Consider the following 14,269-nt stretch of genomic DNA (forward strand, 5'->3'; position numbering starts at 1 on the left):
CTGCACACCTCTTCGTGTGATTATTTCGGGAAGATTTTATACACAGTGGGTGAGGCAGTCAATAGAACGTGCCGAACGGGGTATTGCGACGGAAGCGTCTTCAGCGCTTGATGGCCCAGGGAGCGGGGGGCAGGTTGGACATGACGGCCTGGACGGCGCGCACCAGGATCTGCTCGCAGCTGTTACGCGTGATATCCTCGTGGGTTATCCAGTAGACGGACGCCGCCTCCACCATGCCCACCAGCACCACCGCGTACATCTCGATGTCCTCGCCGGATATCAAGGCGGTATTGGTGAAGAGGCGGATGTGTTCCGCCACTATGCGCACCAGCTCCGCCCTGATACTGGCGACGTGCCTTGCGACCTCCTGGTCGAGGCTCATGCCCACGAAGAAGAGGAGTATGAACCCCTGCCGGAAGTTCTCCACGAAGTCGAGGTAGGCCCGGATGTCCTTCACGATGGCGGCCCTCCAGCCCATGCGTTCTGGGAAGGGCTCGGACATGGCGCGCATGAGTTCCTCGCCCGCCTGGTCGACGACGGCGATGAGCAGGCTCAGTTTGCTGGGGAAATGGCGGTACAGGATGGGCTTGGTGACGTCCGCGCGCTCCGCGATGGTCTCCATCCTCGTGCCCTGATACCCGAATTCCACGAAGGTACGGGACGCGGCGTCGAGGATGATCTTCCTCCGCACCGCAGCGGGCACGCGCTTGTCCTTCTTCTTGCCTTTATTTTCCATGCAACCTCTTTGTAAGCGCGCGTTTTACCGAATATTTACGTCGATTTTGTTAAGTTTCTCAAGGTTAACATCCACGGTGACACTTTATCCCAAAGACGTTTCACGCGCAATATTTTTCCAGCGCGGAAACGCAAAGCGATGAACGGCGTTTTTGCCCCGTGCAGAACGGGCATGTCCGCCTTGCGGCGCGCGCAAAAGGCGAAGACCGGGCAACAGTGAATGGTTGGGTAACGTCACCCGGCGTTCCGGCGTCACCCAAAGGTTACCTGAGTAAGGACCCCCGGCGGGTCCGCGGTCAAAATCCGCGGTCAAAATCCGCGGTCTATATGTTGATGCCCAGGAAGCGCCCGCCCAGTTCCTTTACCGTGGCGCGCAGCCGTTCGACCTCTTCGGGCATGAGCTCGTCCGGGAACTTGCCCCCGACGTTGGAAGCGATCTCAGCGAGGCGCGTGGAGGCTTTCACGAAACGCACGATGGTGGCGAGGTCGCCCTTCAGCTTCATCTTGGCCTGCATCATGCCCTGCACGATGTCCAGCTTCTTCCTGCCCACGTCCATCCAGCGGTCCGCCGACCCGGTGATCACGAATTTGCCCGCTTCCCCCGCCGCGGGGGGCACTATCCTCGCCTTGCGGCATTCCCCGCGCGAGAGATCCAGGAAGATGTAGAGGTCGATGTCCAGGCCGTAATTGGGAGCCTTTAACACGTGCAGGACCACGCTCCCGTCCCAGTCCCGGGCCGCTTCCCTGTACACGTTGTCCTCGTTTATGGCCTTCTCGTACATGGCCACCCATTCCGGCGTGAAGAAGATGTACGGCTTGGGCTCCGACTCCATCCTTTTCGCCACTTCCTCCAGGTAAGCCTGCTCCCATTCCTCGGTTCCGTACTGCAGGGACATGGGCGATACCTCCTTTCCCGGCTAGCCTTCCTGCGAGGTGCAAAAACCCCTCTTGAGCGGGGCTGCCATCCGTGGATTGCACCTTACTTCCATCCCAGAAGCCAGGAGTATTATAGGTAATCGGCCGCTTGATGTAAACCTCGGGTAACAAAAGGGGTCTCGTCGCCGCCGGGAGATGGCGCATGGCCGCGTCGGGGGTGATGCTGCGCGCTTGCGCGGGCCCGCACGGGCGCACATCCACCTTTCCCCCGCCGCCGCCAGTCCCTATAATATACGGAAAGTCGAGTGCGGGAGGCGGGTGAAAAAACACCGTGGAAAAGGGCGTGATCTTGCTCGCGGACGGCAGGCATTTCACCGGCACGCCCTTCGGAGCGCGGGGGGTGCGCACGGGGGAGCTGGTCTTCAACACCAGCATGAGCGGTTACCAGGAGATCCTCACCGACCCCTCCTACAAGGGACAGATCGTCACCATGACCTACCCCCTCATCGGGAACTACGGCGTGAACGCCGAGGACGTGGAGTCGGGCGGTCCCCAGGTGGAGGGTTTCGTGGTGCGGGAGTGCTGCCGCTATCCCTCCAACTGGCGCGCCACCCATTCCCTGGAGGAATACCTCGCGGAGCACGGCATCGTGGGCATCGAGGGGGTGGACACGCGCGCCGTGACCCGGCACATCCGCTCCCTGGGGGCCATGATGTGCATAATCTCCTCGGCCGACGCCGACATCGCGGAACTCAAGCGCATGCTGGACGAAGCGCCAGCCTACGTGGGCGTGGACCTGGTGGAAAAAGTCACCTGCAGGGAGCCCTACCGCTGGGAGGACCCGCGCGTCCCCCCCATGGGGCGCGGCGTCTTCCCCGACGTGTCCGGGAACGGGAAGCGACCCCTGCGGGTGGTGGCCTACGACTGCGGCATCAAGCGCAACATCCTGCGCATCCTCGCCGCCCTGGGGTGCGAGGTGCTGGTGGTCCCCGCGGACACCAGCGCCGCCAAGGTGCTGCAGATGGGGCCGGACGGCATCTTCCTCTCCAACGGCCCCGGGGACCCGGCGGCGGTGACCTACCTCATCGAGGAGGTGGCGAAGCTGGTGGGGGTGAAGCCGATATTCGGCATCTGCCTGGGCCACCAGATACTGGGCCTGGCCCTGGGGGGCCGCACCTACAAGCTGAAATTCGGGCACCGCGGCGCCAACCAGCCGGTGAAGGACCTGCGCCGGGGCAACATCCTCATCACCGCCCAGAACCACGGCTTCTGCGTGGACCTGGAGAGTATCGCCTCCCAGGTCGAGCCCACCTTCGTCAACCTCAACGACGGCACCCTGGAGGGGTTCCGGCACCGTCGCTTCCCCGCATACTCGGTGCAGTTCCACCCCGAGGACTCACCGGGCCCCCATGACGCGGTGTACCTCTTCGGCGACTTCATCCGCGACATGCGCGCCGCGCGAGGTGAGGGACATGCCTAAGCGCACGGACATACGCAAGATACTCATCATCGGCTCGGGGCCCATCATCATCTCCCAGGCCTGCGAGTTCGATTACTCAGGGACCCAGGCCTGCAAGGCCCTCAAGGAAGAGGGCTACCAGGTGGTGCTGGTCAACTCCAACCCGGCCACCATCATGACCGACCCGGAGATGGCCGACCGTACCTACGTGGAGCCCATCACTCCGGAGGTGCTGGCGCGCATCATCGAGAAGGAGCGGCCCGACGCGCTCCTGCCCACCCTGGGCGGACAGACGGGCCTGAACACGGCGGTTAAGGTGGCGGAGATGGGGGTGCTGGAGGAATACGGCGTGGAGATGATAGGCGCCAACCACCAGGCCATCCGCAAGGCGGAGGACCGCGACCTCTTCCGCCAGGCCATGGCCTCCATAGGCCTGGACCTGCCCCGCTCCGGGCTGGCCCACAGCATGGAGGATGCCCGCGCCGTGGCCGCGGAGCTGGGTTTCCCCCTCATCATCCGGCCCGCCTTCACCCTGGGGGGCACGGGCGGCGGGGTGGCCTTCAACGCCGAGGAGCTCGAGCGCGTGGCCGCGGCGGGCCTGGAGGCGTCCATGATAAGCGAGATCCTCATCGAGGAGTCGGTGATGGGATGGAAGGAGTACGAGCTGGAGGTGATGCGCGACCTCGCGGACAACGTGGTCATCATCTGCTCCATCGAGAACTTCGACCCCATGGGCATCCATACCGGCGATTCCATAACCGTGGCCCCCGCCCAGACCCTCACGGACCGGGAATACCAGCTCATGCGGGACGCGGCCATAGCCATCATCCGGGAGATAGGGGTGGAGACGGGCGGCTCCAACATCCAGTTCGCGGTGAACCCGGACGACGGTCGCATGGTGGTCATCGAGATGAACCCGCGCGTCTCCCGCTCCAGCGCCCTGGCCTCCAAGGCCACCGGCTTCCCCATCGCCAAGATAGCGGCCAAGCTGGCGGTGGGCTACACGCTGGACGAGATCCCCAACGACATCACCCGCGAGACGCCGGCCTCCTTCGAGCCCACCATAGACTACTGCGTGGTGAAGATCCCCCGCTTTACCTTCGAGAAGTTCCCCGGCGCGGATCCCGTCCTGGGCATCTCCATGAAATCGGTGGGCGAGGTGATGGCTATCGGCCGCACCTTCAAGGAGGCCCTGCAGAAGGGGATCCGCTCCCTGGAGATCGGGCGCTTCGGGCTGGGAAGCGACCGCAAGGAGCTCTTGCATCCCCGGGAGATGGCCACGGCGGAAGAGAGGGAGGAGGGCCTGCAGCGGGTGCGGGAGAAACTCGCCACCCCCAACGCCGAACGCCTCTACTACCTGCGCTACGGTTTCCAACTGGGAATGTCTTCCAGGGAGATGCACGAGCTCTCTGGCATCGACCCCTGGTTCCTCGAGAACATCCGCGAGATCGTGGAGGAGGAGGAGAGGCTGCGCGGGCGCCGCCTCGCGGAGATGGGGGACGAGGAGCTCTTCCGCGCCAAGTCCCTCGGCTTCTCCGACGTGCAGCTATCCTTCCTGCTGGATTGCGGGGAGGACGAGGTGCGCGAGAGGCGCCGCCGCTCGGGGATTCACCCCGTCTACAAGCTGGTGGACACCTGCGCCGCCGAGTTCGAGGCCTACACGCCCTACTATTATTCGACTTACGAGAGGGAGGAGGAGCCCCTGGCGGGACCCCACGTGCACGCGTCACGGCCCAAGGTGATGATACTGGGAGGGGGTCCCAACCGCATCGGTCAGGGCATAGAGTTCGACTACTGCTGCGTGCACGCCTCCTTCGCCCTGCGCGAGGAGGGGTACGAGTCCATCATGGTCAACAACAACCCCGAGACGGTGTCCACCGACTACGACACCTCCGACCGCCTGTATTTCGAGCCCCTCACCCTGGAGGACGTGCTGGAGATCATGGAACGCGAGAAACCCTGGGGGGTGATCGTGCAGTTCGGGGGGCAGACCCCCCTGAACCTGGCGCTCCCCCTCATGCGCGCGCACGCCCCCATCATAGGCACCAGCCCCGAGTCCATCGACCGCGCCGAGGACCGCGACCGTTTCAAGGCCCTGCTGCACAAACTGGGGCTGCGCCAGCCGGAGAACGGCACCGCCATGTCCTTCGCCGAGGCGCGGGAGGTGGCGGGGCGCATCGGTTACCCGGTGGTGGTGCGCCCCTCCTACGTGCTTGGGGGACGGGGCATGGAGATCGTCTACGACGACCTGGCGCTGGAGGAGTTCATGCGCGAGGCGGAGGACGTCTCTCCCGACCACCCCGTGCTCATCGACAAGTTCCTGGAGGAGGCGGTGGAGATCGACGTGGACGCGGTGGCGGACGGGAGGGACGTGGTGGTGGCGGGGATCATGGAGCACATCGAGGAGGCGGGGATACACTCCGGCGACTCGGCCTGCGCCATCCCCCCCTTCTCCCTGGGGGAGGCCATGGTGGAGGAGATCCGGGAGGCCACCCACGCCCTGGCGCGCGAGCTGCAGGTGGTGGGGCTCATGAACGTGCAGTACGCGGTGAAGGACGACCGCCTCTTCGTGCTGGAGGTCAACCCGCGCGCCTCGCGTACCGTGCCCTACGTCTCCAAGGCCACGGGGGTCCCCTGGGCGAAGGTGGCCACCAAGGTCATGATAGGGAGGAAGCTGCGGGAGCTGGGCATCACGGGCGAGGTGGCGATCGGGCACATCGCGGTGAAGGAGGCCGTGCTCCCCTTCAACCGCTTCTTCGGGGTGGACACCATACTGGGCCCGGAGATGCGCTCCACGGGGGAGGTCATGGGCATCGACCGCGACCTGGGCATGGCCTACGCCAAGAGCCAGATAGCGGCGGGCTCGTTGCTGCCGAGGTCGGGCAACATCTTCGTCAGCGTCAAGGACGAGGACAAGCGGGAGGTGGTGGACATCTCGCACCGCCTTTCGGAGCTGGGCTTCAACCTGTTGGCCACGCGCGGCACTGCGGAGGTGCTGCAGCGCAACGGCATCCCCGTGGAGGTGGTGAACAAGATGCACGAGGGCCGCCCGCACGTGGTGGACTACATGAAGAACCGCCAGATACAGCTCATCATCAACACCCCCTCAGGGAAGAGGCCGCGCAGCGACCAGTGGTCCATCCGCAGTTACGCCGTCCTCTACAACATCCCCCTCATCACCACCATGAGCGCGGCGCGCGCCGCCCTGCACGGCATGGAATCGCTCCTGGAGCGGGGCATGGACGTGAAGCCGCTGCAGGAATGGCATCCCCGGAGATGAACGGGGTAACACATCGAGGCCGGCCACCCTTTGCCGCGCCCGCCGCCAGGCGTTGACGGTACCTGGCCGCGGGATGGGGGGGCGCGCCCCGTCCCCGAACGCGGACGGGGTTCCGCCCGGGGACATGTCCGACACGGGGGCGTATCTCATTCACGCGGGGGTGTTATGAGCTTGCTCAGCACGATGGAGTTCCCGGGGTCGTAGTATTCCAGGCTCAACAGGTACTCGTCCCACTCCTCCCCCCGCGGGAGGTTACCGCCCCAGAAAGTGAGGGCGATGTAACGGGTGGAGGAGGGAGGGATGCGGGACACGCTCTCCGGTGCCTCGGGGCAGGTGGACGTGAAGCGCAGGGGCTGGTAGACACCCTTCAGCGAGGCGCGGGAGAGGGGATCATCCCCCTTTACCAGCACGAGTTGGAAGAGCAGGGGGTTGAGGCTCACGTCGCCTGCCCCCGCGTTCCGCGCCTCCACGGCGAGGGAGAGGGCCCTCGTTCCCCCTTCCTCGCTCAAGGCACATTCCCTGACCTCGAGGCCCACGTCGACCCCGCTGAGCAGTTCGCCCGCCACCTTGACCTCGTTGCGGTTCAACTCGGTGGCGGCGGAGAGCCATGCGGCGAAACCCAGGATGATGGCGGGGATGAGCAGGGCGATGAGCATCCTTGACGAGAACATAACCCACCTCCTGCTTCGTCTGCCGGGAGTGTGGGCCGATTTTGCGTCCGCGAAGCAAGAACCAGATACCTTCCGACCAATATCATTATACCTCGCCGGCGTGATGATTTCCTTCCCCGGGGCGTCAGAGAGGGGACCGGAGGATGGAGGCAACGGAATAAGGGTCACGCGGCGCGCAGGCGATCGATAAAATGGGGGAGTATGATGGGGAGGGTATGGAGGGAAGCGGAGAATGCCGCCTTCTTCGCCGGACGCCGACCCGTACGCTGATCGATGATACGGGAGAGTATGGGGGGAGCGGAAAACGACGGAGGGAGGTTCACGAGATGAGCGGTAACACGGCTTTCCGTTTCTTTCGGGAGGATCTCTGTGACGGCTGCGGTATCTGCCTTGAACGCTGCCCCGTGCTCGAGCTTCCGGGGGAAGAGGCGAAGTCGGAGCTGGAAAAGCTCATCCGCGGCGACACGGGTTCGTCCCTCGTGCTGCAGCGCTGCATGACCTGCAACGCCTGCGAGTTCGCCTGTCCCCGGGGCGCCAGCCCTTACGGGCTTGTCCTCGAGCGCTACGGCGAGGAGGGCAAGAAGCGGGGCCTACCATTTATTGCCAAATTCATCTTTCCCAACGAGCCCGAGAACATGTGGACCTCCACGCGTGTGCTCATGGGGGAGGACGAGCTCGCCCTCCTGCGTTCCTGGGAGGATAATCTGAAGACCCCCAGGAAGGAGGTGCTGCTCACCGGTTTCTACAACAACCTCGTGCCCTATGTGACGCAGACCTCGCTCCTCGACGAGTTGAAACCGGCCATCGCGGGCAGCGACAGCATGTTCGGGATGGGGGAGGACGCCTACCGCATCGGGCTCCTGGAGGAGGCGGAGAGGCTGGGCCGGCTGGCCGTCGAGAAGTTCAGCAAGCTGGGCGTGGAGAGAATGTACTGTTTCATGGTGGTCGAGGCCTCCATGTTCACCGACGTCCTCCCCGAGCGGTTCGGCATCCGTTGCGACTTCGATGTCAAGCTGCTCGACGAATGGATACTGGACAGGTTGAGGAGCGGGAGGATCGAGGTAAAGAAAAAGCTGGGCATGAAGGTCACCGTCCACGACAACTGCTGCAGCAGGTACATGGAAGGTACGCTGCAGGACATCACCCGCGAGATGATGGGGTGCATCGGCTGCGAGGTGGTGGAGATGCGTCACAGCAGGGAGAACGCGCTCTGCTGCGGCTGGGCGGGGACCGTCCCCACCCTGTTCGGGCCCACCTCGAGCAACCCCTTCCATACCCTGCTCAACCTCTTGCGGAGCCTCTATCTCAGGCTGCGGGAGGCGGAGGAGACGGGAGCCTCCGTCCTGGTCGCCCCCTGCCCGGGCTGCTACGTCTTCCTCTCGCTCATAAAGGTCCTGACCGACAGCAAGCTGGACATATACCTTCCCCTGGAGCTGGTACAGCTCGCCGCGGGGGAGACTCCCGTGCACAGGAACGAGGAACGGGCATGGGACATCCTCGCCGTCACCACCAACCTCGTCCTCAGGTGGGTCTTTTCCCCCAAGCGCTTCTTCCCCAGGCCGGTGGACGTGGAAGGCCCGCTCCCGGAGGCCCGGCGGGGCGATGCTGCGCGCATAAGGCTTTTCGGCAGGTTGTTCCACGGTCCCCTGGTGCAGAACCCCCTGTCCAGGAAGGCGATAGCCTTCGCCGTCAAGACCCTGGTAGCGGGGTACGGGGCCTACCTGGAGAGGAAAAGACGCAGGTCGAGGCACGGGGGATGATACCCGTCACGCGGCCCCGGCCGCATGGAGAGCCGTCCCGCGGCCACGGCCGCATGGAGAACCACGCCTCATCCCGGGTCCCACGGTGTTCGGCGGACCGCCTCCCGGCAACGGCTGAAGCACCGTTAACCCGCCCAGGGCCTTTTCCTTACTCAGACCCTCTTCTTTATCTTCTCCGCGGCATCGAAGGCCTGTTCGCGGACTTCTATGTCGCCCTCCTTCTGGAGGGCCTTCAGGGGCTCCAGGGCACGGTAGTCGCCTATCTCGCCCAGCGCCTCGATGGCACACAACAACACCAGCCTGCTCCCGTCGCCCAGCAACTCGATCAGGTAGGGCTGGCAGTGGGGATCCCCTATCCTGCCCAGCGCACGTGCGGCGGCGCGGACCTCGCTCACGTTGTCCTTGAGGCAGGCGACCAGCGCGTACACCGCTTCCGGATCACCGATGTCGCCGAGCAGCTCGGCCGCATCCCTCCGGGCGCCCGCCTCACCCCGCTTGAGAGTGGAGATGAGGGAGGAGACGACGCCGCTTCTTCTCAGGGCCGCGGCGGCCTCGGCACGCACCATCTCGTCCTCGTCACGCAACGCCTCGAGGAGAGGGTCTACCGTTTCGGGCGTACCAATTTTTCCCAGTGCCTTTGCGGCGGAAGCCCTCACGGCGGCCCAATCGTCTTTCAGGGTGTTCACGAGAGGTTCCACCGCCTCTGCTTTCGCGATGTTGCCCAAGGCCTCGGCCGCCTCCCTCCGCACGTACTCGTCCCTGTCCCCCAGAGCCGCTATAAGGCCCGTGACCGCGCGAGGGTCGCCGAGCTTTCCCATTGCCTCCGCCGCCGCTATCCTTGTCATCAACCACTCGTCACCCAGCAGGGGTACCAGGTGTTCCACCGCCTCCGCATCGCCGAGCTCTCCCAGGGCCTTAGCCGCCTGCGCTCTCTTTTCCGCGTTCTTGTCTCCCAGTGACTTGACAATGCGGCGGAGTTTTCTTTGCCGCGCGTTTTTCGTGCGGGGTACTTGCATGGATGTCCACCTCCCCACCGAATATCATGCCATGCGCAGGCCGCGTGAGGTCTTTGCCGCTCCTCCCCGAGCGCCCTTCACCGCTCTTCGCCCGCGTTCCCCGTATTTCGGATGTCGGAACAGCCTATTGGCCACACTCCTATTCTTACCCACTTCGCATTCTGATATGCCGATATGTCGACACGGACGCAACTGTCAGACATGACCGCAGGAACGCCGCCGGTGAACGCGAGCCGGATCGAGTGGTGTGAGAGCGGGAGAAGGCGACATGAAGGAAAGCCTTCCGGCTCGCGCGGCTTGTTTGGATCAGCGGGCGGCCAGGCCGTAGATCAGGTAGTCGGCGATGGCGTCGGCGGCGCGGGGGATGTCCACCGTCTTTCCGGAGATGAAGAGGTTCAGGCCCATGTGTTGTATGGCGCCGGAGATGAGGTTGCCGATGGTCTCCGCGTCCACGCGGCGGAACAGCCCCTTGTCCATGCCCCTCTGTATGAGGTTTCGTATGAGGTCGGCAAGGCGGCCCTGCCACGCGGTGACGCGGTTGTCGATCTCGGGGTTCATGCCCATGACCTCCTGGATGTATATGGAGGCGAATTCCAGGTTCTGGTTGAAGAACTCGTAGAGTTCCTTGATGGTGGTGGCCGTCCGGTCCTTGAGTTCCTGGAGGCTGTCGGGCATCTCCTCCATGTTGCGACGCGCGATCTCGTACAGGGTGTTGGTGATGCTGTCGACGAGCTCGACGAAGAGGTCCCTCTTGCTGTCGAAATAGCTGTAGAAAGTTGCCCTCGCCACGTGCGCTTCCTGGAGGATGTCCTCGACGGAGCAGCGGCTGAATCCCTTGCGCGAGAAGACGTGTATCCCGGCGTTCACGATATCGGCTCTCTTGTCGCGTCTGGCCAATGCGCCTCACCTCTTCATGTTGCCGTGAATAGCTTAATACTTTTTATATATTTTCCCTGTTAGATGCAGCCATGTCAAACGGAAGACACGCCGGCGGCCCTTCGCGGGCGCAGGCTCTTCTACGGCACTCTTACTAAAGTTACGTGAGAAGTGGTATGTTTTCCTCGGGTCGTGCGCGACGGGGAAGCCGCGAAAGGGGAACGCGTGAAGGGAAAGGGGAGGAGCGGAAACCGCACCCCCCGCGACCACGCCGGCGTTGCCCGGGCGGGGAGCGGGCAGGTCCGCCGTGAACACGTCCGTCGCGTCGACGGGAACCTGCTCCGCTGCTACGGCGACCGGCCCTGGGCGCCGCGCTTCGAGGGACTGCTGGACGGCCTCGTCCATACCATCCTCTCCCAGAACACCAGCGACGCCAATTCCTACCTGGCCTTCCGGCGCCTGAAGGAGAGGTTCCCGCGCTGGGAGGACGCCGCCGCGGCAGGGGAGGCGGCCGTCGAGGAGGCCATCCGGCCCGGGGGCATCTCCCGCGTGAAAGCGGCGCGCATAGCGGAGCTGCTGGAGCGGGTGAGGGGGGATTTCGGCTCCTACTGCCTCGCGCCCCTCGCGGGGATGGAACCCCGTGCCGCGCTGGCGTATCTCATGGACATCCCCGGCGTGGGGAGGAAAACGGCGGCCGTGCTGCTGCTCTTCCAGCTCGGCCACCCCCTTTTCCCCGTTGACACGCACGTGCTGCGGGTGGGGAAGAGGCTGGGCCTCATCCCCGAACGGGCCGGTCCCGACAGGGCGCACGAGGTCATGGACGCCCTGGTCCCGGACGATATAAAGTACAGGTTGCACCTGAACATGGTGGAGCATGGAAGAAAGGTGTGCCGGGCGAGGAGGCCGCGCTGCGAAGGATGCTGCCTGCGTGACATATGTCCCAGCGCGGTAGTGGCGGTGGGCGTTCGGGGCAAGGGAGAGGACGGGACGGCCGGCTGCGGGAGGCCCGCGACGGGGAGGCCGCGTGGCGGGACGGTCACGTGGTAGATGGCGCTCTGAATGACGCCAAGGCAGTGGACGATGGCCGCGTGACGGCGGCAGGAAACCCGATACGATGGCGCGGTAAGCGGGGAAACCGGCGCGGCGGACCCTCGCTCTCGCGGCGGGAGAGCGGGAGAGGGGATAAACAAAAAGGAAAGGTAGAAAGGGATGGCCATACGCAGGCTCTGTTCGGTCACGGCCCTGGCGCTGGTCCTGCTGCTGGCGGGGGCCGCCCTGGCGCCGGCGCAGGTGGACCGCGCCAGCATCGAGGAGGTCCTGGACCAGGTGGAAGGGATAAGGGGCCTGCGCGCCAGCCCGGATGTACCCGTCGATTTCCTCAACCAGGAGCAGCTGCGCGAGAAGATGATCTCCGACTTCGAGGAGGAGAACCCCGAGGAGGACATCCGCACCGCATCGGAGATAATGGTCATGCTCGGGTTCATGGAACCCGACCTGGACCTCTACCAGCTCTACATAGACCTCTACACCGAGCAGGTCGCGGGCTTCTACGATCCCGAGGAGGACCGCATGTACCTCATCTCCGAGGAGCAGAAGATGAGCGCCATGGACCGCTACATCCTCTCCCACGAGCTCACCCACTACCTGCAGGACGCCAACTTCGACCTCATGCGCCCGCCCTTCCACGACCCCGAGGACGCCGAGGAGGAGACGGACGACGACGCCGCCTTCGCTGCCACCTGCCTCATCGAGGGCGACGCCATGCTCACCTCCGAGACCTGGCTCTCCCGCTACATCGACCTCTCGGACATGCGGGAGATGCAGCGGGAGAGCGGGGAGTTCTCCACGGATGTCCTGGACAGCGCCCCGGAGTACGTGCGCGACGCGCTTCTCTTCCCCTACGAGGAGGGGCTCTCCTTCGTGCGTTATATCCACCGCAAGGGCGGTTACGCCGCCGTTGACCGCGCCTTCCGGGAAGTCCCCGTGAGCACGGAGCAGATCTACCACCCCCAGAAGTACCTGGACGGGGAGAAGCCGGTGCCGCTGGAGCTGGAGGACATGTCGGGTTCCCTGGGCCCGGGCTGGGAGCTGGCCTACGAGAACGTGTTGGGCGAGTTCGACGTCTTCGAGCTCTTCAAGCCCCACCTGGACAACGGTGACGCCGCGCGGGCAGCCGAGGGGTGGGGTGGAAATTATTACCATTACTACCGGGACCGGGAGGGGGACAGGCTGCTGGTCCAGCTCTACGCCTGGGACAGCGAGGGCGACGCGGAGGAGTTCATCTCCGCCTGCGCCGCGTACCTTGGGGGCCGTTTCGGGAAGCGGCTCGCGAAGGGTGAGGCCAGGGGGGCATGGGCCACGTGGTCGGCGGACGAATACCTCTTCGCACTGAAGAAGGACGGGCCGCGGGTGTACCTGCTGCAGGCCACGGACGAGGGGCCGCTGGGCGTCGCCATAGGGAGCCTGGGCGAGGAAGGCGAGGAGGTCGGGGAAGGCCTGCTGGAGAAGGCGAAGGGCGGGGAAGAGAAGGAGGCGGCGCGGGACATCGGCTGGATCGTCATCGCCGGGGTGGCGGCGCTCTTCTTCACGGGCATCGTGCTCATCGTGATCATGTTCGTGCTGCTGCGCCGCCCGCCCACCCCGCCGGCAGGGACGCCGTACGGGGGCCCCGGCGGCTACGGTGGTACCGGCGGCTACGGCGGCTACGGCGGTTACGGCGGTTACGGGGGAGGGGCATACGGCCCCATGCCGCCGGGCGCCTACGGGGGTTATGGTGGCTACGGTGGCTGCGGGGGTTACGGTGGCTATGGTGGCTATGGTGGCTACGGCCCGGGACCTTCCGGGTATCCGCCTGGGACCCGGCCGCCCGGGGTTCCCGCACCCCAGGGTTACCCGCCGCCCCCACCTGCCGCGCCTCCCGCGGAGCCCGCGGGGCCAGCGGGACCGGGGGAGCCCGCGGGATCACCCGCCCCCGGAACCGGGGACGTGCTTCCCGTGACGCAGGCGCCGGAGACACTACCACAACCAGAGAACGCAGACATTACCCCTGGAGCGTCCCCGGAAACGCCCCCGGAGCCGCAGTCGCCCCCCGGACCAGCGGGCTAGCTTCCGGGAACATTAAAGTGCTCCAAGGATTTGTCTTCACCAGGATGAAATGGCCCTCCTCAACCGATAACATCATCCCTGGTGTATCACCAACAACGGCCTCGAAGACACGCTTCCGGGAATAACCAGGGAAAATAAAAACGCTCCAAGGAGTTATGTTCACCAGGATGAAATGGCCCTCCTCAACCGAAAACATCATCCCGGGGTATCACCACCTCCCGGACCCGCGCCTTCGCCCCCGGAGAACGGGTCCCTTTCCTGAAGCTGCGCGCCTTACGCTCAATTGAAGTCCTTCATGTCCCGGCCCCGGTTCCTGGCGTTTGTTCGCGCCTCCCCGTATGCTGGTTCACTACATGGTGAACACTCCATCCCTATCCTTGCTCTCCTCCATCCACGCCTTCAGGAACTCCATGGGGGTGAGATAACCCAGGCTCTGGTGTGGTCTCACGTAATTGTACACGTAATTCCATCTGCAAAGGATCTCGTTGAGC

At 64.7% G+C, this 14,269-nt stretch carries 11 protein-coding genes; 5 read left to right on the forward strand and 6 right to left on the reverse strand.

What is annotated here, in order from left to right; all coding sequences use genetic code 11:
• Nucleotides 1–100: 100 nt before the first annotated feature.
• Nucleotides 101–736, reverse strand: coding sequence for a TetR/AcrR family transcriptional regulator (locus H5T73_07390; protein MBC7247585.1), 636 nt, complete (start codon nt 734–736; stop codon nt 101–103).
• Between the two features lie 322 nt (nt 737–1,058).
• Entirely contained in the window at nt 1,059–1,631 is a 573-nt protein-coding gene (locus H5T73_07395; protein MBC7247586.1) for an SCP2 sterol-binding domain-containing protein, read from the reverse strand.
• A 311-nt stretch (nt 1,632–1,942) separates the two neighbouring features.
• Between H5T73_07395 and carA the strand changes: the two genes are divergently transcribed.
• Both carA and carB read left to right on the forward strand, forming a co-directional pair.
• Nucleotides 1,943–3,091, forward strand: a complete 1,149-nt coding sequence (gene carA / locus H5T73_07400) for a glutamine-hydrolyzing carbamoyl-phosphate synthase small subunit (protein MBC7247587.1) — start codon at nt 1,943–1,945, stop codon at nt 3,089–3,091.
• A complete protein-coding gene (gene carB, locus H5T73_07405) occupies nt 3,084–6,350 on the forward strand; it encodes a carbamoyl-phosphate synthase large subunit (protein MBC7247588.1) in 3,267 nt (1,088 codons plus the stop codon). Before carA ends, carB begins: the two co-directional genes overlap by 8 nt.
• 146 nt (nt 6,351–6,496) lie before the next feature.
• Here the strand turns inward: carB and H5T73_07410 are convergent, their stop codons facing one another.
• Complete coding sequence (locus tag H5T73_07410; GenBank protein MBC7247589.1) at nt 6,497–7,021, reverse strand: hypothetical protein; 525 nt, start codon at nt 7,019–7,021, stop codon at nt 6,497–6,499.
• 326 nt (nt 7,022–7,347) lie between these two features.
• Between H5T73_07410 and H5T73_07415 the strand changes: the two genes are divergently transcribed.
• Nucleotides 7,348–8,781 carry a (Fe-S)-binding protein gene (locus H5T73_07415; protein MBC7247590.1) on the forward strand — a complete coding sequence of 478 codons (1,434 nt, stop codon included), beginning with the start codon at nt 7,348–7,350 and terminating at the stop codon, nt 8,779–8,781.
• A gap of 152 nt (nt 8,782–8,933) precedes the next feature.
• Here the strand turns inward: H5T73_07415 and H5T73_07420 are convergent, their stop codons facing one another.
• The gene (locus H5T73_07420) at nt 8,934–9,797 is read right to left on the reverse strand and encodes a HEAT repeat domain-containing protein (protein MBC7247591.1); all 864 of its coding nucleotides are present in this window, start codon (nt 9,795–9,797) and stop codon (nt 8,934–8,936) included.
• Nucleotides 9,798–10,103: 306 nt separating this feature from the next.
• Nucleotides 10,104–10,694, reverse strand: a complete 591-nt coding sequence (locus H5T73_07425) for a TetR/AcrR family transcriptional regulator (GenBank protein MBC7247592.1) — start codon at nt 10,692–10,694, stop codon at nt 10,104–10,106.
• A 204-nt stretch (nt 10,695–10,898) separates the two neighbouring features.
• Here H5T73_07425 and H5T73_07430 point away from each other — a divergent pair, with 204 nt between their 5' ends.
• Together H5T73_07430 and H5T73_07435 are read left to right on the forward strand one after the other, a co-directional pair.
• Nucleotides 10,899–11,720 (forward strand): endonuclease III, encoded by an 822-nt coding sequence (locus H5T73_07430; GenBank protein ID MBC7247593.1) that lies wholly within the window; start codon nt 10,899–10,901, stop codon nt 11,718–11,720.
• A 162-nt stretch (nt 11,721–11,882) separates the two neighbouring features.
• Nucleotides 11,883–13,778: a hypothetical protein gene (locus H5T73_07435; protein ID MBC7247594.1), complete on the forward strand. Its 1,896-nt coding sequence runs from the start codon at nt 11,883–11,885 to the stop codon at nt 13,776–13,778.
• A 349-nt stretch (nt 13,779–14,127) separates the two neighbouring features.
• Here the strand turns inward: H5T73_07435 and H5T73_07440 are convergent.
• The coding region (locus tag H5T73_07440; protein MBC7247595.1) for a transposase at nt 14,128–14,269 on the reverse strand (142 nt) is incomplete at its 5' end.

This window comes from Actinomycetota bacterium (assembly GCA_014360655.1).
In the GTDB taxonomy this organism is placed as follows: Bacteria; Actinomycetota; Geothermincolia; order Geothermincolales; family RBG-13-55-18; genus JACIXC01.